Genomic DNA, 24,506 nt, shown 5'->3' with positions numbered 1-24,506 from the left:
CTCTAATAAATTTCCCGGCGCGCCGGACAATATACGTATTTGCCAATGCCGCCATCATCGGTTCACGGGCACACAAGCGCAAGCTCATAAATTCGCTCTGTGAAAGCTTGGTGAACGGATGGCGGGCATTGGGAGCACATGCCGATTGCCTGCGGACCCATCCTGCTAACGCCGGGGCAAACGCGAGGTTCCGCCTGATCCGCCGCGTCGATGACGCAAGGGATCGCGGAAATTCATCTGCCAACCCGCTTCCCAAAATTGAACCATATCGACTTAATCGATTGAAACGTCCGTAAAATTCACTCGTGCTAAATTTGCTGCACTGAACAACATTCAACGCTTGGCAGGCGTGCAAAAAATACCATAACAACAACGAATATTTTTATACGATTAACGACAGGAAAGCGCACACAGCCCATGTCCGACACGCCAAAACCCGCCAGCACAAGAACATCGGTTACGGATCAGGAAGCCCTGGATTTCCACGCGCAAGGCAGACCGGGGAAACTGGAAATCACCCCGACCAAGCCGATGGCGACGCAGCGGGATCTGTCGCTTGCCTATTCGCCGGGCGTGGCTGTGCCGGTGAAAGCCATCGCCGAAAATCCGGCGAGTGCTTACGATTACACGACGCGCGGCAACATGGTGGCGGTCATCTCCAACGGCACCGCGATCCTCGGTCTCGGCAATCTCGGCGCGCTTGCGTCAAAGCCGGTCATGGAAGGCAAATCGGTCCTCTTCAAGCGCTTCGCCGATGTCGATTCCATCGACCTCGAGGTCGACACCGAAGACGCTGATGAATTCATCAATTGTGTGCGTTACCTCGGCCCCTCCTTCGGCGGCATCAATCTGGAAGACATCAAGGCGCCGGAATGTTTCATCATCGAAAGCCGCCTGCGCGAGCTGATGGATATTCCCGTTTTCCATGACGACCAGCACGGCACCGCCATCATCGCCGCCGCCGGGCTTATCAACGCCATCGAATTGACCGGCCGCGATTTCAAGACCACGAAGCTGGTCTGTAACGGCGCGGGTGCTGCCGCAATCGCCTGCATGGACCTCATCAAGGCCATGGGCTTCAACCCCGAAAACATCACGCTCTGTGATACCAAGGGCGTGATCTATCAGGGCCGCACCGAAGGCATGAACCAGTGGAAATCCGCCCACGCGGTCAAGACCGATAACCGAACGCTGGCAGAGGCCATGAAGGGTGCGGATGTGGTGTTCGGCCTGTCGCAGAAGGGCGCTTTCAGCGAAGACATGATCCGCTCCATGGCCCCGAAGCCGATCATCTTCGCCATGGCCAATCCGGACCCGGAAATCACGCCGGAAGAAGTGTCGCGCATCCGAGACGACGCCATCATGGCAACCGGACGTTCCGATTACCCGAACCAGGTCAATAACGTCCTCGGCTTCCCCTATATCTTCCGCGGCGCGCTCGATGTTCGCGCCCGCCAGATCAACGATGCGATGAAGATCGCCGCCGCAAACGCGCTGGCCGATCTTGCCCGTGAAGATGTGCCGGATGATGTGGCCGCCGCCTATCAGGGCAACCGCCCGCGTTTCGGGCCGCAATATATCATTCCGGTTCCCTTCGATCCGCGCCTGATCTCCGCCATTCCGGTGGCCGTGGCGAAAGCCGCCATCGAGACCGGCGTCGCCCAGCGCGAACTGCCCGACCTCGACGCCTATGCCCGTGAGCTTTCCGCCCGCCGCGACCCGATGGCTTCGACAACGCAGCGTCTCTACGAGCGCGTGCGCCGCTCACCGAAGCGTGTCGTTTTTGCCGAAGCGGAAGAAGAACAGGTGATGCGCGCGGCGATTTCGTTCACCGCTCAAGGTCTTGGCACCGCCATCCTGCTCGGCCGCGACGATATCATCAAGGCCAATGCGGAACGTGCCGGCATCGATCTCGACCGGGCCAATATTGAGATCACCAATGCCCGTCTCTCCAGCCGCGTCGATGCCTATGTCGATTATCTCTATGCGCGGCTGCAGCGCGGCGGTTTCCTGCTGCGCGACGTGCAACGCCTGATCCACAATGACCGTAACCATTTCGCCGCCTGCATGGTGGCGATGGGCGATGCGGATGCCGTGGTGACAGGTGTTACCCGCAACTATTCGACCGCGCTCGAAGATATCCGCCGCTGCATCAACACCAAGCCCGGCCACCGCGTCATCGGCGTTTCGCTGGTCGTTTCGCGCAACCGCACCGTCTTCGTGGCCGATACCGCCGTACACGACATGCCGTCGGCCGAAGACCTTGCCGATATCGCCGAAGAGGCGGCCGGCCTCGCCCGCCGTTTCGGTTACGAGCCGCGCGTCGCCATGCTCGCCTATTCCACCTTCGGCCAACCGGTGGGCGAACGCTCCGACAAGGTGCGCGAAGCGGTGAAAATCCTCGACCGGCGCAATGTCAATTTCGAGGTTGACGGTGAAATGTCTGCGGATGTGGCGCTCAACCATCATCGTATGCAGAGCCAGTATCCCTTTGCCCGCCTTTCCGGTGCCGCCAACGTGCTGGTCATGCCCGCCATCCACTCCGCCTCCATCTCCACCAAGATGCTGCAGGAACTGGGCGGCGCAACCGTCATCGGCCCGCTGCTCGTCGGTCTCGACAAATCGGTGCAGATCACCTCGATGGGTGCGAAGGACAGCGATATCGTCAACATGGCGGCGATTGCGGCCTATAATGCCGGGCGGTGAGCAGGGAACGGGACGTTGCAGCGAGCTTCTTCTCCCCGCCGGGGAGAAGGTGGCCCGAAGGGTCGGATGAGGGGGCCAGCTCTCGATTATCTTTACCGTCGCCCCCTCATCCCGCTGCCGCAACCTTCTCCCCCTCTGGGAGAAGAAACAAGTGGCATGCACTCGCTTTCTCTTTGGTCATTTGGCCGACAAACGGCGTCTGAATTGTCCTCCATCCCTCGCGGCCAGATGCAGACAGCGCAGATAAAGAACAGGATTCTACGATTTAAAATTATTAGGATATTTTTTCGCGCTCAAAGCTTTATTGGAACACGATTTTATTCATACTATTTTTTGCGCAATGCCAATTCTCGCTCTTGGCGGGTGCCTCATGTAGTTTCCATTCACAATCAAAAGGAAATACCCATGGCCCTCTCTTTTTCCAGATTTGCCGCAAAACTCATCGCCGGAACCGTCGTCATTGCTTCGATGGCGACCGCCGCTCACGCCGATGCGACGCTTGACCGCATCAAGGGTCGTGGCAAGCTTACCGTCGGCGTCATCCTGTCCGGCGCGCCTTTCGGCTTTATCGATCCGAAGACGCAGGAGCAGAAGGGCCTCAACATCGACGTTGCCAAGGCGCTGGCAGCCGGTCTCGGCGTTGAACTGGTCACCGAAACCGTGACCCCGCCCAACCGCGTGCAGTTCCTGCAGCAGGGCAAGGTCGATATTCTGATCGCCAACATGCAGTACACTGAAGAACGCGCCAAAACGCTGGACTACGTGCCCACCCCCTATGACCGCCAGGGTGGCGCTGCCATCGGCCGCAAGGATAGTGGCATCAAGGACTGGTCGGACCTGAAGGGCAAGATCGCCTGCGTTTCGCAGGGCTCCAACTACACCCAGCCGCTGATCGAGCAATATGGTGCGCAGGTGAAGGCGCTGCCGAGCCAGCCGGAATCGCTGCTGGCGCTGAAGGGCGGCAATTGCGATGTCTCCGTGCACGTCAACGGCACGCTGAGCCTGATGCTGCAGGACCGCGCCGATGAGTGGAAGGATTACGGCATCCTGATCCCCACCGACCTCATCCCGTCCGATTCCGTCATCTGGCTGCGCAAGGGCGAGGCCGATACGCAGGCGGCTCTGGACAAGATCGTCAAGGAGCTGCACGCTTCCGGCAAGATGATCGAATTCGCCAAGGCCAACCGCCTGCCGAGCATCGGCTTCATGGAAGAGCAGAAGACCAAGCTTTCCGCCGCGCAGTGATGACAGGCGCGACGGTGTCGCGCTTACCTGTCGCACTGCCGTCATACCGGCCCTGAGCCGGTATCCAGCCAGCCCCGGCCTTGGGGCTGAAAAGATCATTTTCGCCGCGCAGATGCGCGGCGGATGGATTCCGGCTCAAGGCCGGAATGACGGATGCGAGATGCGCCCGCGCTTCTTTTCTGCTTGTATGGCAAGGCAGGCAACTCTGGCGCCGCCCGCAGGGCGGCACCCGCAATAACAGCATGGATTTCCGATGCAGGATTCTTTTACAGCGCGCTTCATAGAACTGGCTGCGCATCTCGGCCTCAACTATGATTTTCTGAACAGCGGTTACGAGGTTCAAATCTGGCTCGACGGCATGAAGATGACGCTCATCCTCGTCGCCGTCACTCTGCCGCTCAGCCTCGTTTTCGGCTTCATATTCGCGGCGATGCTGACCTCCGGCAAGGCTTGGCTCGCCGGCCCCGTGCGCGCTTATGTGGAGTTGACGCGCAACACACCGACGCTGGTGCAGTTGATGTGCGGCTTCCTCGTGCTCAACATGCTGATTTCCAACGTGCTGGGTGGCGCACAGAACAACCCGCTCACGCCATTCTTCTGGGTCGTCGCCATTACCGGCCTGCATATCGCCGCCTTCCATGCGGAGGCGCTGCGAGGCGGTATCGAGGCGGTGCCGGCCACCACCATCGAAGCGGCGCGGGCCATCGGCTTCAGCTCCTTCGAAGTGCTGCGTTATGTGGAGTTTCCGCTGGCGGTCCGCACCGCCCTGCCCTCGATCATCAACAATCTCATCAATCTGGTGAAACTCACCACCGTCGGATCGGCGATTGCGGTGGGTGAAATCACCTATGCCTCGATCCTCATCTGGACGCAGCGCGACAATGTCGTCGAGCTGATGCTGGTGATCCTCATCTTCTTCAGCGTCATCAATTTCATCGTCGCAAGGGCCGGTCTCTGGCTCGAACGGCGTCTCGCAGTTCCGGGGTTCGGTCAATGAGCGCGGTGGTTTCTCAAACGCGGGCGGCAAAGAAGCTGCCTTTCGGCACCATTCTGCTGCTCGGCGTGCTTGTCGCCGTCGTGCTGTGGCTTATCCTCGATCCCTCGCTGGGACAGGTGCTGTTGCAATGGCTGCCCTATCTGGCCAAGGGTTTCGCCATGAATGTGCTGATCAGCATTCTGGCGATCGCCATCGGCACCTTCATCGGCGTCCTGCTCGGCATCATGGAGCTTGCGCCCTATCGTCTGGTTCGGGCGCCGGCGCTGACCTACGTGCAGATATTCCGCAATGCCCCACATCTGGTGCTGATCTTTGCAGCGACTTACATCTTTCCTTTCGAGATCGTCGCCTTCGGCCATTACATTCCGTTTCCGGACTGGATCAAGGCCGTGGTCGGGCTCGCCATTCCGGCCAGCGCCCACATCGCCGAAATCACCCGCGGCGCCATCCAGTCCATTCCCACCGCGCAATGGGAAGCGTCACAGGGCCTTGGCTTTTCGCGCAACCAGACGCTTCGCTGGATCATCCTGCCGCAATGCGTCAAACGTTCGCTGCCGCCATGGATGAACCTTTACGCCTCGATCACCATGGGCACCGCACTTGCCTCGCTGGTTGGCGTGCATGAACTTCTGCACGCCGCGACAGATGCCAGCACCGCCGTGCAGCGCAACGATTTCACCGTCGTCGTTTATCTCACCGTCCTGATGGCGTTCTTCCTGTTCTGCTATCCCGTATCCCGTTTCACGCAGCGCCTTGAGCGGCGCTTCGCTTCCCGCTGATTGGAACAAGCCATGTCCGCACCCGCACCACAAACCGTCGCAAAAGCTCTGGTCGAACTGGAAGGCGTGCACCTGTCCTTCGGCGACAATCAGGTTCTGAAGGGCATCGATCTGACGGTGAACAAGGGCGACGCCGTTTCCATCATCGGCCCCTCCGGCTCCGGCAAATCCACCATCCTGCGCTGCATCAACCGCCTGCTCATTCCGCAATCGGGCATGATCACCGTCGGCGGCACCCGTGTCGACCAGCTGAAAACCGAAGCCGAGCGCATAACACTGCGCAAGCGCATCGGCATCGTCTTCCAGCAGTTCAACCTCTTCCCGCATCTGACTGTCATGGAAAACATCACCATCGCGCCGATCAAAATCCTCGGCACGCCGAAGGCGGACGCCGAGCGCCATGCCCGCGAATTGCTGGAAAAGGTCCGCCTGTCGCAAAAGGTCGATGCCTATCCTGGCCAGCTTTCCGGCGGCCAGCAGCAGCGTGTGGCCATTGCCCGCGCGCTTGCCATGCGCCCCGAACTGGTGCTGTTCGATGAGGTGACGTCGGCACTCGACCCGGAAACCGTGGGCGAAGTGCTCGCCGTCATCCGTGATCTCGTCAATGACGGCATGACCAGCATTCTCGTCACCCATGAAATGCGCTTTGCCGAGGAAATCAGCGACAATATCGTCTTCACCGAAAACGGCCTGATCGTTGACCAGGGCACGCCTGACCATATCTTCTACAAGTCGACCAATCCGCGCATCAACGCCTTCGTCAAGGGTCTCGGAGGGCAAGTGGCGCGGGTCAATGACGGCGAAGGGATCTGACGCCATGACGACCGAGGAAGAACTCACCCTTCATCTCGCCGAAGCCATCGCCGCTTCCGATCCGCTGCGTGACGACGAGGCCGTGACCATTGCCCGCACCGCGTTGATCGATTTTTTCGCCTGCGTGCTCGGCGGCGCTGCCGACAGAAGCACCAAAATCCTGATCGACAGCTTTACCCCGGGAACATCGGGTACGGCTGGTATCATCGGCCACGATCTGCGCACGGATGTCTTTACCGCCGCCCTCATCAACGGCCATGCCGGCCATGTGCTTGACTATGACGACGTCCACGGCAGCGTGCGCGGCCACCCCACTGTCGCCATCATTCCCGCACTTCTGGCCGTTGCAGTCGAGGAAGGTTCGACGGCGGATGCCTTCATCGCCGCCTATATTGTCGGGCTGGAGACCATGGCGCGGATTGGCCTGTCGCTTGGCACGAAACATTACGAAAACGGCTTCCACGCCACCGCCACGCTGGGACCCATCGGCGCTGCGGCAGCTATTGCCCATCTTCTGAAATTCGATCCGCAGACCACGGCGGTCGCACTTGGCCTCGCCGCCACGCAATCAGCCGGGCTTCGCCTGCAATTCGGGTTCGATGCCAAGCCGCTGCATGCCGGGCTTGCCACCCGCGCCGGCCTCACCGCCGCGCGGCTGGCACGATCGGGTTTTCAGGGCGCACCGGATTTTCTGGAAAACCCCATCGGCTTTTATTCCGCCTTCGCCTTTGGCGTGGAACAGCCGAAACGGGTTCTTTCGGGCTGGGGCGCACCCTGGCAGATCGTCTCGCCCGGCCTCACCCTCAAGGCCTTTCCCTGCTGCACCGCCGCCCACCCCATCGCCGTCGGCGCGCTTGCACTGCGCAGCGCGCATGATCTGACGGCGGACGAGATCGAAACTGCGGTCATCACTTTCCCGCCAGGCGGCGATGCAGCCCTTATCGGCACGCCCGCCCCTCAGACCGGCATTGATGCCCGCTTCAGCGCCGAATATGTCTTTGCCGCAGCGCTTGTGGACGGCGCGCTCACCATCGGCCATTTCGATGAAAGCCCTGTGCGTACCGATCTGCTGGCGCTTTCGGCAAAAGTTTCGCGTCAACATGACGAGACCGCCCGCCGCCTGTCACCCGATCCAACCACCCGTTTTGTGGTCATCGAGGTGACGAAAAAGGATGGCACCGTGCTGTCGCGCCGCGTCGATGGCCTGCCCGGCATCGATGACCCAACCGAAAAATTCGCCGACGCCACTGGCGGCAATGAGAAATTCGCCGGAATTCCGGCACTGGTGCGGAGCATGAAAACCGCAGCCGATCTCAGGAAGCTCGAAATGCTTCTGGCAACTGAAATATAACACGACCGACATGAAGGCATGACCCCATGACCAATACGACCCGCAAAAGACAAATGCATCTCGGCCTTTTCCTGCAGGGCGCCGGCCACCACGTTTCCGGCTGGCGTCACCCGGATGCGGAGGCTGGCAGCGAGAATTTTGACCTGCTCACCCGTGTCACGAAAATGGCCGAAGCGGCGAAGTTCGACATGGTGTTCCTGGCCGACGGCCTGACCAGCGGTGTAGACGCCCACCCTTCCATGATTGCCCGTTTCGAGCCGCTGACCCTGCTTGCGGCCCTTGCCATGGTGACCGACAAGATCGGGCTGGCCGCCACTGCCTCCACCACCTATGGCGAGCCGTACCACACCGCCCGCGCCTTCGCTTCCATCGATCATCTGAGCCATGGTCGTGCGGCCTGGAACATCGTCACCACATCTTACGCCCGCACGGCGGCGAATTTCTCCAAGGACCATCCCGAGCATGACGAGCGTTATGCCGTTGCGGAAGAATATGTGAATGTCGTTCGTGGCCTGTGGGACAGCTGGGACGACGACGCCTTCGTCAAGGACAAGCAGGGAGGCCGTTACGTCGATCCGCAAAAGGTCCATATTCTCGACCACGAAGGCAAATATTTCACGGTCAAGGGTCCACTTAACATTCCACGTTCGCCGCAGGGACACCCGGTTCTCATTCAGGCCGGTTCCTCCGGGCCGGGTCAGGATCTCGCCGCCCGCACCGCCGATATCGTCTTCACCGCCCAGCAGGCGATTTCCGAGGCGCAGACCTTCTACACCAGCCTCAAGGCACGCGTAGCAAAATTCGGCCGCGATCCCGCAAGCGTTGCCGTCATGCCTGGATTCATGCCGATTATCGGCAAGAGCTTTGACGAAGCTGCTGAAAAGCTGAAGGAACTGAACCGCTGGACGGACATCAAGAGCGCCATGCCGCTGCTTGAGGAGCGTATCGGCCACAGCCTGACAGAATACGATCTCGACGGCCCGCTGCCGGATCTGCCGATCTCCGACCAGCTGCGCAGCCGCGCCGAGCTTCTGACCGAGCTTGCGCGCCGCGAGAAGCTGACGATCCGGGAACTCGCGCTGCGTGTTGCCGCCGGCCGTGGCCACCACATCGTCATGGGCACGGCGAAAGACGTGGCCGACCGCATGCAGCAATGGTTCGAGAACGGCGCTGCCGACGGTTTCAACGTCATGCCGCCCTTCTTCCCCGGCGGGCTGGAAGAATTCAACCGCGAAGTCGTGCCGCTGTTGCAGGAGCGTGGCCTGTTCCGCAAGGACTACGAAGGTTCAACGCTGCGCGACCACCTCGGCATCGAACGGCCGGCATTGCAGGGATAAAGAAATGCGGATGCCCGATCAAAGGCATCCGCATCCAACAATTTCGTCAGCAGGGTCGAGGCGAGCATGAGCCCGCCTTTTTATGCGGCTGCCCGTCCAGATTCCTTATCCTGACGGCCGGCATTCGAAAAATCCGACCGGACAGATGAACCGTCTTCGCGCTGAATGTTGCGACGGTTCAGTTTGAACAGGCTGACGAGCTGCGCAAGCACATCGGCACCCTGAGCCAGCGTGGCGCTGATCGCGGTGGTGCGGGCGCTCATTGCGGCATTTTCCTGCGTCATCCGGTCCAGCCGGTTGACCGCCTTGTTGATCTCGCTGATGCCGACAGCCTGTTCGTCGGCCGCTTTTGAAATCATCTCGACATTGCCGTCAATGTGTCTGACCAGCCCGTCGATCTGCTTTAGCGCCTCGCCGGTCTCACCGACCAGCCGGACGCCTTCGAGAACCTCGCTGCCGGAATTGTTGATCAGCGCCTTGATTTCCTTGGCAGCGTTGGCGGAACGCTGCGCCAGTTCGCGCACTTCCTGCGCCACCACGGCAAAGCCCTTGCCAGCCTCACCCGCACGTGCCGCTTCAACACCGGCATTCAGCGCCAGAAGATTGGTCTGGAAGGCGATTTCATCGATAACACCGATGATCTGGCTGATTTCCCGCGATGCCGTCTCGATGCGCTGCATGGCATCAACCGTCCGCTCGACCACTTCCGTGGACGCAACCGTGGATGTCCGCGCGCTCTGCACGAGTTTGCGCGTCTCTTTCATGTTTTCGGTGGACGAACGAACCGTCGCTGTGATCTCTTCAAGCGCCGCCGAGGTTTCCTCCAGCGCCACCGCCTGCTCGCGCGAACGTTCGGCAAGATTGACGGAGGCTTCGCTGACTTCCTGGCTGCTGCGGGTCAGATCGCCGGTCTGGCCGAGAACATTCTCCAGCGTCTTCTGGAATTCCGCGATGGACTTGTTGAAGTCCCGCCGCAGTCCCTCGAACTCACCGACAAACGGCTTGTCCAGCGTGACGCGGATGTTGCATTGGGAAAGTCGCTCCAGCGCTGCGCCAAGCTCCTCCACCGCATGCACCCGGTCCGACACGTCGAAGGCGAATTTGGCAACCTTAAAGACCTGGCCACGGTCATCGAGGATCGGATTGTACGATGCCTGGATGAAGATACGTTTGCCATCCTTGCCAAGCCGCATGAACTGGCCAGTGGAGAAACGACCGGTTCGCAAATCTTCCCAGAAGGTGCGATATTCCATCGACCTGACATAAGAAGGTTCGCAGAACATCGAGTGGTTCTTGCCGATGATCTCCTGCGCCTGATATCCCATCGCTTCGAGGAAATTTTCGTTGGCGCTGAGGATCGTTCCGTCCGGCGAAAATTCGATCATGGCCTGGGCACGGGAGAGTGCCGCGAGCTTGCCGTTGTCATCGGCACTCTGGCGCTTGATTGCCGTAATGTCGGTCGCGATCTTGACCACCTTGTAGGGCTTGCCGAAACGGAAAACCGGATTGTAAGAGGCTTCGATCCAGATATCCGCGCCGCTTTTCGCACGCCGACGATATTGCCCCTTGTCGTGCTCGCCGCGCGAGAGTTTTTCCCAGAAAGTCTTGTACGACGCAGACGCCGCATCTTCGGCGCAAAGGAACGTGCGGTGATGGAGCCCGACGATCTCATTTTGACTATAGCCAATCGCCTTGCAAAAATTATCGTTCGCTTTGAGAACCTTGCCGGTCAGATCAAACTCGATGATGGCCTGTGAGCGGTTCAGGGCTTCCAGCACCGCAGATGCATCCAAACCAAACTTAGAAAAGTGAGACATGCTTTTGAACCCCCAACAATGACCAGTTTGCGGACCTCCTCAATCCTCACTAATCCAGGAGATGAAAACTGATCGGTCTGCCCGCACGCAAATTAGCGGGACACCGTTAAATAGCGATTAATGATGAATTATAACTATTGCTTCAGAGGCCGAAGCTGCTGTTAAAAGCCGAGAGACCCAGCCCTCCGACCTGCGGCATCGCCTCTGATGTGGACCGCTTATTTGCCACAGTGCTGATATTTCTGCAGCCTCGGCGCAATGCGGCCTTTCATCGGGGCGGCATTCATTGTTATGGCGGGCTTGAGAGATTTGTGTTGCAGGAGCGCCGATGACTAAAACCCTGAAATGCGACGTGCTGGTGATCGGCACCGGCATTATCGGTTCCATGGCGGCGCTCTACCTGCAAAATGTCGGTCGTGAGGTTGTTCTTCTGGAACGCGGCGAGGTTGCCCGCGGCGCAAGTTCCGGCAATGCCGGCATTCTGGCCTTTCCGGAAATCATCCCCATTCCCGCCCCCGGCATCATGAAGAAAGCGCCGCGCTGGCTTTTCGATCCGCTCGGTCCGCTCAGCGTGCCACCGGCCTATGCCGCAAAGATCGCCCCCTGGCTCTGGCGCTTCTGGCGTGCCAGTGCCGAGCGCAACTTTCGTCACGGGCTTCGGGCACTCAGCGAGATCAACCGGCTGGCAGCCAGTGAAATGGCGCATGTCGCCGCCATGCCGGAGCTTTCGTCCTTCGTTTCAAAAACCGGCACGCTCGATCTTTACGATAGCGAAGCAAGTTTGAACGCCGCCGCGAAGGACTGGGACGAAAAGCAGCGCGCGGGCTTCTCCTTTGAACGTGTCGGCCGAAATGAGATAGATGAATTGCAGCCGGGCCTTGCCCCGCAGTTCCGCCATGCCATGTTCTCCCCTGATGGTCTGCAGGTCTCCGACCCCTACGATTTCACCCGCGCCATTTTCGATCTGGTGATTGCCCGTGGGGCCAGCCTGCGTAAAGGCGAGGCCGAACGCATCGATGCCGTCGGTGAAAGCACGATCGTCACCCTGGAAAATGGCGACAAGATCGATGCCGACAAGGTGGTAATCGCCTGCGGCGCCTGGTCGAGGAAACTTGCCGCGACGCTTGGTAATATCGTGCCGCTGGAAACCGAGCGAGGTTACAACACCACCCTGCCCGCCGGCGCCTTCAACCTGACACGCCAGCTCTATTTCAACGATCACGGCTTCGTCGTGACACCGCTTTCTTCAGGCATCCGCGTCGGCGGCGCGGTCGAGCTTGGCGGGCTGGAGCTGCAGCCGAATTTCAAACGGTCGGAAGCGATGCTGAAAAAGGCGGGGCGTTTCCTGCCCGGTCTCAAAATGGAAGGCGGAACGCAATGGATGGGTTTCCGTCCGTCAATGCCGGACTGTCTTCCCGTCATCAGCACCGCGCGCACCACGCCCTCCGTCATCTACGCCTTCGGCCATGGCCATCTGGGACTGACGCAATCGGCAGCCACTGCCCGCCTCGTGACCCAGTTGGCGAACGGCGAAGAGACCGCGATTTCGGTCGATCCTTTCCGACCGGGGCGTTTTTCATAAGTGAAGAGCGTGAGGCCTGCTTTGAAGCTGCCGACAGCAATAGGCGGGTTATTTCACCGGCTGCATGGAATCATCAGGGAATTCCACCGTGGCGAAGGACGGATAGACTTTTCGCAGGATCGCTACCTGTTGCTGGTCGCTCACGCGTAGCAGATACCAGTCCGCGCCGTCCATCAAAGCCAGCGTATGGGATTTCGCCTCAATCGTCTGGCCGCCGGTTTCCATCACCGTTTTTGTCGGAATGAGCGCATAGGGCGTGCCATCCGGCGTCTGCTCAACGCTGATCGCCCCTTTGTCCATGGTGAACTCGGTTATCTTGACCGCCGCAAGCGCCATCTGCATCTGCGTCGTCAAGGCGCTGCGCAATTGCTCGACGGAAACACCCGCATTCCTTGCGATAAACTCGAAGATTTTGGGCGGCACCGTCTTGCCGACGGTTTCGAAATCCTGCCCGTTCAAGGCGGTACTGAACCGTTCAATCTGCGTATGCAGCCTGTCCTGCTCAGACGGCAAAATATTCCGCGACAGAACGGGCTGCGAAAGCGCCGCAAACAAAATCAGGCAGGATAGCAGGCGTTTCATGGCTGGCCTTTCCGATATCCGGCGTCGCCCGGTTTCCGCATCGGGAAACCGCCCGAGAAGGAGACCGTTCAGCGCAGCAGAATGAAGCCCGCGGCCGAAAGCACGAGAAACACGATAAGACCGCCAAGAAGACCCGCAGATGCGAAGAAACCAGCGACCATGGCCAGCATCAGCACGCACAGGAGCATCGTGCCGTATTTCGCCATAGCCAGAAAACCATTATAGGTCTTTTCGTGCTCGGCGTAGTTCATCTCGGCGCCAACTTCGACCGGACCCGTGTGGTGTTCGCTCATTCCGCTTCCCCTTTGCTCCATCCGTCATTCCCGTATCGCCAGGGAACCTGCCCTGCCCGCGATCACGGGCTCATACCGGATTCTCCGAAGCCAGAGGTAACATGAAGTCGCTGAAAAGTGCAATGGATCATCAACCCGCGCGGTTGGTTCCGACATCCGTGGAAAAGCGAATTTTAATCCGTTGCAAAAGGGGCATGCTGTAGCGTCCAGGGTAAAATCAGTGCACGATAAATCATTGCAAGTGCTTGCCATACGGGGTTCTCGGAGGATGACTATACCGTTCTGAGTTGCTTTTTGAAAAGCGGTTCAATAAGCACCTGCAAACAACAAAAAACGGACTTGCTTGGCGGCAAGCTCAATAAACCGCCAATAAAAAAGTCGCGGTCCGGACCTTGTATCTGGTCCTGAGGAGGGGAAAGTGAAATTTTTTTTGGGAATCAGCCGTGCCGTTGATGCGGTCACCACGGTTATCGGTCAGTCTGTGTCCTGGTTGTTGCTGGCAGCAGTCCTGATCAGCGCCACCAATGCCGTCGTGCGCAAGATGTTCGATATGTCATCAAACGCATGGCTCGAGGTGCAATGGTATCTCTATGGCACCGTTTTCATGCTGGCTGCGGCTTACGCGCTTCTGAAGAACGAACATGTCAGGATCGATATCCTGTCGTCCACATGGTCGAAGCGCACGCGCGACGTCGTCGATTTCGTGCTTCACATCATTTTCCTCGTTCCATTTGCCGGATTGATGACATATCTGGCCTGGCCGTGGTTCTGGACCTCGTTTAATTCCGGAGAAATGTCGTCCAACGCCGGCGGGCTGATCATCTGGCCCGCAAAACTTGTCGTCCTGCTGGGCTTTGCCCTGCTTCTACTTCAGGCGTTTTCGGAAATCATCAAGCGATACGCAGTGATTGCGGGATATATCGATGATCCCCGCGAAACCGTGCTGTCGGATTCCGAAACAGAAACCCACGACACGGCAGGGACCTGACATGATAGATTTGATTGCGCACAACCTGCCGCTGGTCATGTTCAGCAGCGTGATGCTGATGCTGTTGCTCGGTTATCCCGTTGCCTTCACCCTGGCCGCCGGCGGTCTCATCTATTTTGCCCTGGGCGTGGAGCTATCGTGGATTTCTCCGGAAATCCGACTGTTCTGGCCATTGTTGCAATCTCATCCGGAACGCATCTACGGGATCATGTATAATGACACCCTGTTGTCGATCCCGTTTTTCACCTTCATGGGCATCATCCTCGAGCGTTCCCGCATGGCGGAGGACCTTCTCGATACGATAGGCCAGCTTTTTGGCCCGATCCGTGGCGGCCTCGCCTATGCGGTCATTCTCGTCGGCGCGCTGCTGGGCGCCACCACCGGCGTCGTGGCGGCTTCCGTCATGGCGATGGGCCTTATCTCGCTGCCGATCATGATGCGTTACGGCTATAACCGTCCGCTCGTCGCGGGCACGATCGCCGCCTCCGGCACGCTGGCCCAGATCGTCCCGCCATCTCTCGTTCTGATCGTCATGGCGGACCAGCTCGGCCGTTCGGTCGGTGACATGTATGTCGGCGCACTCTACCCCGCGCTTTTGATCGTCGCGACCTATTGCGCCTATATCTTCGCCATTTCGATTTTCAAACCGGCGCTCGTGCCCGCACTTCCCAAGGAAGCCCGCACTCTCGGAAACGGCGTTACTTCGCTGCTGGTGATGATCGCCCTGTCGGTGGCGCTTTATTTCCTCGGCATGCATGTGCTCTTCAGCGGCATAACAAGCCCGGAATGGCGGCTCGTCACAGCCCTCGCCTTCGCCGTATTCGCGGTTTATCTCGTTGCTATTTTTAATAGCGCCGCGAGCAAGAAGGTCATTTCACGCCTCGCCGAACAGGTCATCATCGTTCTGGTGCCGCCACTGGCGCTCATATTCCTCGTCCTCGGCACCATCTTCCTCGGCATTGCCACACCGACCGAAGGCGGCGCGATGGGCGCAACCGGCGCGCTTATCCTTGCGCTCGCCAAAGGCAGACTTTCGCTGGCGATCGTCAAGAACGCGCTGGATGCGACGACAAAGCTTTCCGCCTTCGTCATGATGATCCTCATCGGCGCCCGCGTTTTCGGTCTGACCTTCTATGGCATCAATGGCAATGTCTGGATTGAAGAATTGCTGCTTGCCCTGCCTGGTGGGGAATACGGCTTCCTGATCGTGGTCACGATCATCATTTTCATTCTCGGCTGCTTTCTCGATTTCTTTGAAATCGCCTTCATCATGGTGCCGTTGCTCGCCCCGGTGGCAGAGAAACTCGGGATCGACCTCGTTTGGTTCGGCATCATTCTCGGCATCAACCTGCAAACCTCGTTCCTGACCCCGCCCTTCGGTTTTTCGCTGTTCTTCCTGCGTTCAATCGCGCCTACTTCCACCTGGGTGGACAAGGTGACGGGCAAAAAAATGCCCGGTGTGAAAACGACGGAAATATACAAGGGTGTATTCCCCTACATCATCATCCAGTTTGTGATGATCCTGGTCGTCATCGCATTCCCCGGCCTGGTCCTGACCTACAAGAGTGGCCACACCACCGTCGATCCAAGCACCATCAAGATCGAGATACCCGGCGGGCTGGGAAACAACAACCTGTCGCTGCCTCCGCTCGGCGGCGGCGCGTCTCAGCAACAGCCATCCATGGGCCTGCCGCCGCTCAACCTCGGTGGCCCGGCTCCAGCCCCATCCGGGCAGGGGAACCAGGCTCCGGCAGCGCCGCCAGCGCTCGGTTTGCCGCCGCTCAATTTGGGCGGACCGCAACCTCAGCAGCCCGTGCCGAACACCCAACCCGACCTTAGCCAGCCGCCCAAGATCGGGCCATAAGAGCACGACCGGCGCAGCGCAGCGGTGATCGAAAGCGATCCCCGCGCAACGCTGCGCCGACCCATTGCCATCCAGGTATCAGGCACACGGATATAATAAATTGATCAGTGTTGGTTGACAGGCCAGCGAGGCCGAAATTCCAGCTCAAGAACAAAAAGCCCCGGAGACCGAAATCTCCGGGGCTTTCTGCCGGTCCGCCTTTACCGAAAGATCAGAGCTTTCCGTTGCGCTGCTGAATCATCATGAATGTATCAAACGTATATTCCGCAAGCTGCATCCACAGATAGCCCTCGCGCTTGAAGGCCACCTGGTCCTCGTAAATCTTCTTGAAGTCGGGGTTGGATGCCGAGATATTGGCATAGACTTCCAGCGCAGCCTTATAGCAGGCTTCGAGGATTTCCTGGCTGAACGGCCGCAGAACAGCGCCTTCAGCCACAAGTTGCCGCACCGCAGTCGGATTTTTGGCGTCATATTTCGCCATCATGCTGGTGTTTGCAAAGGCGCAGGCATCCTGCAACACAGCCTGGTAATTCTTCGGCAGGCTGTTCCATTTGTCCAGATTGACGAAGGAATGGATGACCGGGCCGCCTTCCCAGAAGGCCGGGTAATAATAATATTTCGCAACCTTGTAGAAACCGAGCTTGTGGTCGTCATAGGGTCCGACCCATTCGGCGGCGTCAATGGTGCCTTTTTCCAGTGCCGGATAGATGTCGCCGCCAGCGATCTGCTGCGGCACGACACCGAGCTTTTCCACCACCTTGCCGGCCAGACCGGCAATGCGCATCTTCACGCCCTTGAAATCATCGACGGTATTGATTTCCTTGCGGAACCAGCCACCCATCTGCGCGCCGGTATTGCCTGAGATCATGCCGTAGAGATTGTGCTTGGCGTAGAATTCGTTGAGCAGCTTGTTGCCGTTGCCTTCATAGAACCAGGAATTGGTCAGGCGGGCATTGAGGCCGAAGGGTATCGCCGTGCCGATGGCGAAGGTAGGATCCTTGCCGACGTAATAGTAGGAACAGGTATGGCACATTTCCACCGTGCCTGACGACACGGCATCGGCCGCCTGCAGGCCGGGCACGATTTCACCGGCAGCAAAGGGCTGGATGGTGAAATTGCCGTCGGTTGCGGCAGCGACGTGCTTGGCAATATCCTCGGCACCGCCATAGATCGTGTCGAGCGATTTCGGAAACGACGACGTCAGACGCCAGGTGATCTTGGTATTCTGCTGTGCAATGGCGGGCGCGGCCAGAGCGGCCGTAGCGGCTCCCGCAAGCGCACCTTTTTTCATAAAGGAACGGCGATCCATCTATATCCTCCCAGATATGAACGCTGCCCGCAGCTTTGAATTCCCCTCTTTGCTGTTCAGGCATCGCAGCAAAGTAAGCACGGTTACCGCCCGGCTGACAAGCACCCGGGCCAAGAATTAATCGCGGAAAACCGGCCATTTCGGGAACTCCCCTTCGTATTTTATTTGCAACTGAAATATCCTCGCACCGCCTTATACTTTAGGCGCATCCATTACCGGCAAAACGCAAAACACCTGCTTGACTTGGCGCACCGGCAGTCGCACAAATTCCGAAGATTCGCCCCGGAGCCACCATGCCAAAACCCATTATTGCCGTTCCCGCCGACATCCGGCACTTCACCGGAGCCGACTGGCACGCGGCGCAGAACCAGTATCTTTCCGCCGCGTTGAAGGTGGCCGGTGTCATGTCCTTCATCGTTCCGGCCTTCGAGGACGGTAACGAGGTCGACGCCATTCTGGACAGGGTAGACGGCCTGCTCGTCTCCGGCTCGGCCACCAACGTGCACCCATCGCTCTATGGAAAAGAGGCGCAGGAAAGCGACGGCCCCTTCGATCCCGCCCGCGACGCGACCAGCCTGCCGCTCATTCGCCGCGCCATCGAACGTGGCATTCCGATGCTGGCCATCTGTCGCGGCATTCAGGAGTTGAATGTTGCGCTCGGCGGCACGTTGGCCTCCGAGATTCAGGAACAGGCAGGCATCTGGGATCACCGCAAGCCCGAACATGACGACCGCGACGTGTCCTTCGCCATTCGCCAGCCCGTGCATGTCCGAGAAGGCTCCTGCATTGCGCAGCACCTCGGCATGTCGGGCGAAATCCAGATCAACTCGCTGCACCGGCAGGCGATCGCCGAAACAGCACCGCGCCTTCAGGTGGAGGCAACGGCAGCGGACGGCACGATCGAAGCCGTTTCCGTCATCGACGCCAAGGGCTTTGCCGTCGGTGTGCAATGGCATCCGGAATATTGGGCCGAGACGGACGCACCATCGCGCGCCTTGTTCGAGGCCTTCGGCAAGGCTGTTCACGAGTACAGAAACAGCAAGGCCTAAAAATCATCCCCTGCCCTCCGACATAAGCCGGGTCTCCAAGGCCAGCGCATAAAAAAGGGGCAAGCCTGAAAGCTTGCCCCAAGTCCGGGAGGAGGAGTGTTTAGCGCTTTGCGCGTTTCTTCTGTCGGTAGACGTCGGCGACGACGGCGGCCACGATGATCAGGCCTTTGACGATCTCCTGATAATAGGCATCGACCCTGAGGAACGTGAAGCCGGATGTCATGACCCCGAGAATGATGGTGCCGATGACGGTTCCGGTGATGCGGCCGGCACCGCCGGCAAGCGACGTGCCGCCGATAACGGCTGCGGCGATGGCGTCGAGTTCATACATCACGCCCATGCCGGCCTGCGCGGTCTGTGCACGGGCGGCGGTGACGACACCGGCGAGACCTGCCAGCATGCCGGCAATGGCATAGACCTTGATGAGATGCGCCTCGATATTGATACCGGAAACGCGTGCCGCCTGCTGGTTAGCGCCAATAGCATAAGTGAACTTGCCATAACGCGTATAACGCAGCGCAACGTGGAAGATCGCGGCAACGACGAGGAAAACGACGACCGGCCAGATGCCCGTGCCGATGAAGTTGAAACCATCGGTCAGGCCGGAGATCGGCTGGCCCTTCGTGTACCACTTGGAAAGGCCACGCGCGGTCACCATCATGCCAAGTGTTGCGATGAAGGGTGGGATTTTCGTGCGTGCAATCAGCTGCCCGTTGATGAACCCGGCCAAAGCCCCGGCCAATATGCCGACAGCGAGCGGTATAAAGAAGGGCAGGTCGGTCAAGCCGGGATAAAGCGCCCGCGGCCAGGTGGAGGATTGCGCCACGCTGGCAGACAGCATCGCCGTCAGGCCGACAACCGAACCGGAGGACAGGTCGATGCCGCCGGTAATGATGACCTGCGTCACGCCAACGGCGATGATGCCGATCACCGACACCTGCAGGATCATGATTGTCAGGCGCTGCTGGTTCATCAGGAAGCTCTGGCCGATGAAAATCCAGCCGAGAATTTCATAGACCAGCGCGATGCCGATCAGCACGAAAAAGATATTGGCTTCCGGCGGTATGCGCCTGTGCGGCTTGCGTCCGGATTTTGCATCCAACTCTGCGTTGGCGGCGGCGTTTGTGTTCATAATCATTCCTCCTCGAGAAATCCCGGCGCGCCTCACCGCGATGCGAGATCCATCACCTTCACCTGCGTGGCTTCACTTCTGTCAAGGAAACCCGTGACCCGACCTTCATGCATGACCATGACACGGTCGCTCATACCCAGAACCTCCGGCATTTCGGAGGAAATCATGATGACGGCGACGCCCTCGCGCGCCATCTCGCAAACCAGCTTGTGAATTTCCGCCTTGGCCCCGACATCGATGCCGCGCGTCGGTTCATCCAGAATGAGGATGCGCGGCTTGGTCAGCATCCAGCGGCCAATCAGCACCTTCTGCTGGTTGCCGCCCGACAGGTTTTCGATACGCTCGTAAAGATGCGGCGTCTTGACCCGGAGCTTGCGGCACATTTCCTCGCAGGCTTCCGAAAGGGCGTTTTCCTGCACGAAACCGTTGGCGACATATTTGTCCTGCAACACGGCGATCTGCATGTTCTCCAGAATATTGAGGATCAGCAGACACCCGGTATCCTTGCGGTCTTCCGTCAGGAACGCCATGCGGTGGCGAATGGCCTCTGTCGGGCTCATGATCGAAACCGGCTTGCCATTGATTGCAACAGTACCCGACGACGCCGGCGTGACGCCGAACACCGTTTCCGCCACATTCGAACGGCCCGAGCCGACAAGACCGGCAACGCCGAGAATTTCACCGGCACGAACATCGAAAGAGACGTCGTGAAACACGCCGTCGAGCGTCAGGTTCTTGACCGACAGCACCACATCGCCGATCGGAACCTCTTCCTTCGGGAACATCTGGGTGATTTCGCGGCCCACCATCATGCGGATGATGTCATCACGCGTCACATCGGTGGAGGCGTGAGTGCCGATATATTTGCCGTCGCGGAAGACGGAAAACTCGTCGGCGATCTCAAACAACTCATTCATCTTGTGGGTGATGTAGACGATGCCGATGCCGCGTTCCCTGAGGTCGCGAATGATGCGGAACAGATGTTCCACCTCGCGCTCCGTCAGCGCCGATGTCGGCTCATCCATGATCAGAACGTCGGAATCGTAGGAAACCGCCTTGGCGATCTCGACCATCTGTCGGCTCGCAACCGACAGCTCGCCGACGCGCGTTTCCGGGTCAAGGTCGATGCCGAGCCTTTCCAGCAGCGTTTCCGTGCGGCGATACATTTCGCCATGGTCGATGAAACCAAGCCGGTTTTTCGGCTCGCGGCGTATCCAGATGTTTTCGGCCACCGTCATATAGGCCATCAGGTTGAGTTCCTGATGGATCATGGCAATGCCGTTTTCGAGCGCGTCGAGTGGGGAATCGAGGCGTATAGGGGAGCCCTTCAGGCGGATTTCGCCGACATCCGGCTGGTAGATACCCGCGAGGATTTTCATCAGCGTCGATTTGCCGGCGCCGTTCTCGCCCATCAGCGCATGCACGGTGCCGCGCTTGAGGTGGAACTGCACATCATCAAGCGCCATGACGCCGGGAAATTCCTTGCGTATGCCGTCCGCTGCCAGAAGAAATTCTGCGTTCGGCACAGCGCCACTGGCGCGCACGGCGGCCATTGTCGATGGACTGACGACCATCTCACCCTCCACAATAGACAAAAATGACCGGAAAATGGGCCTGCGAAATCGCAGCCGTCCTCCGGGGAGGCTTACAGCGCCGAGTCATTAAAGACAAAAAGGGCGCTGTAACACTTTGAATTCACTGAAATTCTAATTATCGAGATCAGCCCGCAGGCTGGGCCTTCGGTTGCCGTCCGAGTCCGGCATCTGCTACCGACGTTACTTCAATCGGGCGCAAATGCCGGAACGGGATCGTCAGTTCTTGGCCACGTAGTCCTTGACGTTCTCAGGCGTGACGAGCTGGAAGGGAATGTAGACCTTCTTGTCGACCTTGTCGCCCTTGACCAGCTTCAGCGCCGCATCGAGAGCGCCCTTGCCCTGGCCCGCAGCATCCTGGAACACCGTCACATCGAGATCGCCTGACCGCATGGCGGCAAGCGCGTCCTGCGTGGCGTCTACACCGGCAACGACATAGTCCTTCATGTCCTTGCCAGCGGATTTCAGCGCCTGAATGGCACCAATGGCCATTTCATCATTGTTGGCGATGACCGCGTTGAATTCGACACCACTGGAGAGCCAGTTGGTGACGAGGTCGGCGCCCTGCGTGCGCTGCCAGTTGGCCGTCTGCTCTTCAACCACCGAAATGCCCTTGCAGTCATCGGTTTTCAGAACATCGTGCACGGCCTGCGTGCGCATGCGCGCGCCCTGGTTGGAAAGCTCGCCCATCATGACGACGGCTTTGCCTTTACCACCGAGAAGGCGGCAAACTTCCTTGGTTTCCAGCGTACCGGCCACGGTTTCTTCAGATGCCACGAAGGCCTGTCCGTCCGGCAGGCTATCCACGTTCACCGGCTGGCGGTTAACATAAACCAGAGGAATCTTGGCTTCTGTCGCAAGTTTCGACATGGCCGCCGTCGCGTCGGTATCAACCGGGTTGACGATGATCGCATCGACCTTGGACGCGATGAAGTTCTGAATCTGGCTCTGCTGCTTGGCAACATCGTTCTGCGCGTCTTCAACCTGCAGGGTAACGCCCTTCAGTTCCTTGGAATAATCCTGCATGCCATTGCGCAGCACAGTCAGGAAGTTGTCGTCGAACTGAGCCATCGAAACACCGACGGTTTCTGCATGTGCCGCCGTGCCCAGAAGCACAGACATGGCTGCACCAATAATAAGCTTCTTCATTGTTTTCTCCTCCGCGGTGTCCGGCGCCACCTCTCCCAGCCGGAAGCGGACCCGAAAGCCCGCCGCTACCTCCTCACATTCAGAAAACGGAATAATGAAACCGATTTTCTGCTGTTCGATATATTTATTCCATTTTTGGTTCGAACGTCAATGTTTTCTTCGCAGCCAGGCGACGAAGCGGCACACAAGGCGGTGATGACGGGAGATTAAGAGGGATGGAGCTTCGGGCCGGATTGCCGACAGGTGTACCGACCCGCTCTTTTCATGTCCTCCCCGCCCTTGCGGCGAGGAGCCATAAGCCTTTGAAATTATGGACCCCCGGGGCAAGCCCGAGGATAGCGCCAAGTTTGATGCGAGGTCGAATTCAATCTCAAGCCCGCATATCGGCCATTAAAACGGATGCTGGAACGGTACGTTCTATTTATGCGAACCGGGCATGACGTCTGCGGGAATCGGGCAGACGTAATCGCTGCCTTCGGTCTTTTCCTGCCATTCCTTTTTTGCACTGGCGAGCAATTCCGGCGAGGTCATCAGCGCAAGACCGGTCGATGCAAGCGTTTTGGCGGCATGCGCCATGGCCTTGTGGGCGGCCGGGCTCTTGCCCTGCGCTACCACCTGCCAGGTATGCGGATTTGTCCCGATCGCCCAGGCCGGCGTCCAGCATTGCGCGGTCGGCGTGATCCAGCTGACGTCACCGACATCGGTGGAGCCCGCCCGGAAATGTGACTCGCCCTCGAAATCGCGCAGGCCGAGATGCAGGGGCGTCGAACCATCGATCTTCCGGTTGGAAAAGACATCGCCCTTTATCTGGTAGAGCCGGATGCTGCTTTTGATCGCCTCATCAGTAAAGGTGTCCTGAATACTCTTTGCAAAAGCGATATCCGCTTCGTCGAAGGCGACAGGGCCAAGCGCCACCATGTTTTCATGCATCGCCGTTTCCAGCGTGAGGTTGGGCAGAAGGTTGGTGGAGGCGGTATCGAAGACGATCTCCACCTCGGTCTCGGTCATCATGGCAGCACCACGCGCCACCTTGTCCACTCGTGCAGCAAGATCGAGCGCCTGGCGCATTTCCGGGGCGCGGATCAGGTAAAGCACTTCCGCCTTGGCCTGCACCACATTCGCCGCCTTGCCGCCGGTATCGGTGATCGCATAATGCACCCGGCAATCCTGCGGCATATGTTCGCGCAGGAAATTGACGCCGACATTCATCAGTTCGACGGCATCGAGAGCTGAGCGGCCGAGATGGGCGGCGTTGGAGGCGTGAGCCGCAACACCCTTGAAACGGTAGAAATATTCCAGCACGGCAAGATTATTGGTGGAACGTACGCCATTGAAGGGTGCTGGGTGCCAGGTCAGCGCCGCATCGACATCGTCGAACAGGCCAGCGCGGACCATGAAGGTCTTGCCGGAACCACCCTCTTCGCCGGGGCAACCGTAATAACGCACCGTGCCGGGCAGATTGCTGGCTTTCAGATGCCGGGCAAGCGCGATGGCCGCCATCAGCGAGCCGACGCCGAGCAGGTTGTGGCCACAACCATGGCCGGTGGCATCAGGTTCAAGCGGCTGAACCTGCGCCACATCGGCCACCTGGCTCATGCCGGCCAGCGCATCGAATTCACCGAGGAAGGCAATGACCGGCTTGCCGCTGCCGAATTCGCCAATGAAGGCCGTCTCCATGCCCGCCACACCACGGCGGACCGCGAAGCCATTTTCTTCAAGCGCGGCTGCCAGAACGCCGGCGGATTGCCGTTCTTCGAATTTCAGCTCGGCAAAATCCCAGATGCTGTCGCTCAGGGTGGTGAAATCGGGCTTCATCGCTTCGATTTCGGCGGCAATCGACATCACGGCTTCACGGTTCATGGCTTGTCCTCGCATTTCCGCCCTTTGCGGGCGCACGCAATCGTTTCGGCGGAGGCACCGC

At 59.0% G+C, this 24,506-nt stretch carries 20 protein-coding genes; 12 read left to right on the top strand and 8 right to left on the bottom strand.

Annotated features, from left to right (window positions below; translation table 11 throughout):
• The 8 genes from FCH38_RS23400 to FCH38_RS23030 form a co-directional block, all read left to right on the top strand.
• Positions 1 to 296: hypothetical protein (locus FCH38_RS23400; protein ID WP_210267290.1), on the top strand; the 296-nt coding region annotated here is incomplete at its 5' end.
• A gap of 121 nt (positions 297 to 417) precedes the next feature.
• Positions 418 to 2,706: an NADP-dependent malic enzyme gene (locus tag FCH38_RS23060; RefSeq protein WP_174375293.1), complete on the top strand. Its 2,289-nt coding sequence runs from the start codon at positions 418 to 420 to the stop codon at positions 2,704 to 2,706.
• A gap of 405 nt (positions 2,707 to 3,111) precedes the next feature.
• Positions 3,112 to 3,951, top strand: coding sequence for a transporter substrate-binding domain-containing protein (locus FCH38_RS23055; RefSeq protein WP_149899213.1), 840 nt, complete (start codon positions 3,112 to 3,114; stop codon positions 3,949 to 3,951).
• A 253-nt stretch (positions 3,952 to 4,204) separates the two neighbouring features.
• The gene (locus tag FCH38_RS23050) at positions 4,205 to 4,948 is read left to right on the top strand and encodes an amino acid ABC transporter permease (RefSeq protein ID WP_174375292.1); all 744 of its coding nucleotides are present in this window, start codon (positions 4,205 to 4,207) and stop codon (positions 4,946 to 4,948) included.
• A complete protein-coding gene (locus FCH38_RS23045; RefSeq protein ID WP_149899215.1) occupies positions 4,945 to 5,727 on the top strand; it encodes an amino acid ABC transporter permease in 783 nt (260 codons plus the stop codon). Before FCH38_RS23050 ends, FCH38_RS23045 begins: the two co-directional genes overlap by 4 nt.
• A 12-nt stretch (positions 5,728 to 5,739) precedes the next feature.
• Complete coding sequence (locus FCH38_RS23040) at positions 5,740 to 6,540, top strand: amino acid ABC transporter ATP-binding protein (protein WP_174375291.1); 801 nt, start codon at positions 5,740 to 5,742, stop codon at positions 6,538 to 6,540.
• A 4-nt stretch (positions 6,541 to 6,544) separates the two neighbouring features.
• Entirely contained in the window at positions 6,545 to 7,891 is a 1,347-nt protein-coding gene (locus FCH38_RS23035) for an MmgE/PrpD family protein (protein WP_174375290.1), read from the top strand.
• Between the two features lie 26 nt (positions 7,892 to 7,917).
• Entirely contained in the window at positions 7,918 to 9,228 is a 1,311-nt protein-coding gene (locus FCH38_RS23030) for an LLM class flavin-dependent oxidoreductase (protein ID WP_174375289.1), read from the top strand.
• Between the two features lie 80 nt (positions 9,229 to 9,308).
• Here FCH38_RS23030 and FCH38_RS23025 read toward each other — a convergent pair whose 3' ends face one another.
• On the bottom strand, positions 9,309 to 11,045 hold the full coding sequence (locus tag FCH38_RS23025; protein WP_174375288.1) for a methyl-accepting chemotaxis protein: 1,737 nt from the start codon (positions 11,043 to 11,045) through the stop codon (positions 9,309 to 9,311).
• A 328-nt stretch (positions 11,046 to 11,373) separates the two neighbouring features.
• On the opposite strand from FCH38_RS23025, the gene FCH38_RS23020 reads away from it, so the two are divergent.
• Entirely contained in the window at positions 11,374 to 12,627 is a 1,254-nt protein-coding gene (locus FCH38_RS23020) for an NAD(P)/FAD-dependent oxidoreductase (RefSeq protein ID WP_174375287.1), read from the top strand.
• A gap of 48 nt (positions 12,628 to 12,675) precedes the next feature.
• Here the strand turns inward: FCH38_RS23020 and FCH38_RS23015 are convergent, their stop codons facing one another.
• Both FCH38_RS23015 and FCH38_RS23010 read right to left on the bottom strand, forming a co-directional pair.
• The gene (locus FCH38_RS23015) at positions 12,676 to 13,209 is read right to left on the bottom strand and encodes a hypothetical protein (protein WP_174375286.1); all 534 of its coding nucleotides are present in this window, start codon (positions 13,207 to 13,209) and stop codon (positions 12,676 to 12,678) included.
• 68 nt (positions 13,210 to 13,277) lie between these two features.
• Positions 13,278 to 13,502: an aa3-type cytochrome c oxidase subunit IV gene (locus tag FCH38_RS23010; RefSeq protein ID WP_174375285.1), complete on the bottom strand. Its 225-nt coding sequence runs from the start codon at positions 13,500 to 13,502 to the stop codon at positions 13,278 to 13,280.
• A gap of 418 nt (positions 13,503 to 13,920) precedes the next feature.
• Here FCH38_RS23010 and FCH38_RS23005 point away from each other — a divergent pair, with 418 nt between their 5' ends.
• Positions 13,921 to 14,490, top strand: a complete 570-nt coding sequence (locus FCH38_RS23005; RefSeq protein ID WP_309574333.1) for a TRAP transporter small permease subunit — start codon at positions 13,921 to 13,923, stop codon at positions 14,488 to 14,490.
• A 1-nt stretch (position 14,491) separates the two neighbouring features.
• Positions 14,492 to 16,354, top strand: a complete 1,863-nt coding sequence (locus FCH38_RS23000) for a TRAP transporter large permease subunit (protein WP_174375284.1) — start codon at positions 14,492 to 14,494, stop codon at positions 16,352 to 16,354.
• 211 nt (positions 16,355 to 16,565) lie between these two features.
• Here the strand turns inward: FCH38_RS23000 and FCH38_RS22995 are convergent, their stop codons facing one another.
• Positions 16,566 to 17,663, bottom strand: a complete 1,098-nt coding sequence (locus tag FCH38_RS22995) for a TRAP transporter substrate-binding protein (protein WP_149899224.1) — start codon at positions 17,661 to 17,663, stop codon at positions 16,566 to 16,568.
• Between the two features lie 293 nt (positions 17,664 to 17,956).
• Between FCH38_RS22995 and FCH38_RS22990 the strand changes: the two genes are divergently transcribed.
• Positions 17,957 to 18,712, top strand: a complete 756-nt coding sequence (locus FCH38_RS22990; RefSeq protein ID WP_149899225.1) for a gamma-glutamyl-gamma-aminobutyrate hydrolase family protein — start codon at positions 17,957 to 17,959, stop codon at positions 18,710 to 18,712.
• A 100-nt stretch (positions 18,713 to 18,812) separates the two neighbouring features.
• On the opposite strand, the gene FCH38_RS22985 is transcribed toward FCH38_RS22990, so the two are convergent.
• The 4 genes from FCH38_RS22985 to FCH38_RS22970 form a co-directional block, all read right to left on the bottom strand.
• Positions 18,813 to 19,844, bottom strand: a complete 1,032-nt coding sequence (locus FCH38_RS22985) for an ABC transporter permease (RefSeq protein ID WP_149899226.1) — start codon at positions 19,842 to 19,844, stop codon at positions 18,813 to 18,815.
• A 32-nt stretch (positions 19,845 to 19,876) separates the two neighbouring features.
• Positions 19,877 to 21,418, bottom strand: a complete 1,542-nt coding sequence (locus FCH38_RS22980) for a sugar ABC transporter ATP-binding protein (RefSeq protein WP_174375283.1) — start codon at positions 21,416 to 21,418, stop codon at positions 19,877 to 19,879.
• A gap of 237 nt (positions 21,419 to 21,655) precedes the next feature.
• Complete coding sequence (locus tag FCH38_RS22975; RefSeq protein ID WP_149899228.1) at positions 21,656 to 22,585, bottom strand: sugar ABC transporter substrate-binding protein; 930 nt, start codon at positions 22,583 to 22,585, stop codon at positions 21,656 to 21,658.
• A gap of 417 nt (positions 22,586 to 23,002) precedes the next feature.
• Positions 23,003 to 24,445 carry a M20 family metallopeptidase gene (locus FCH38_RS22970; RefSeq protein WP_174375282.1) on the bottom strand — a complete coding sequence of 481 codons (1,443 nt, stop codon included), beginning with the start codon at positions 24,443 to 24,445 and terminating at the stop codon, positions 23,003 to 23,005.
• Positions 24,446 to 24,506 lie beyond the last annotated feature (61 nt).

The organism is Agrobacterium tumefaciens (assembly GCF_013337285.1).
GTDB lineage: Bacteria > Pseudomonadota > Alphaproteobacteria > Rhizobiales > Rhizobiaceae > Agrobacterium > Agrobacterium burrii.
The sequence above is the reverse complement of the archived record's forward strand: the minus strand, read 5'-3'. Positions and strand labels throughout refer to the sequence as shown.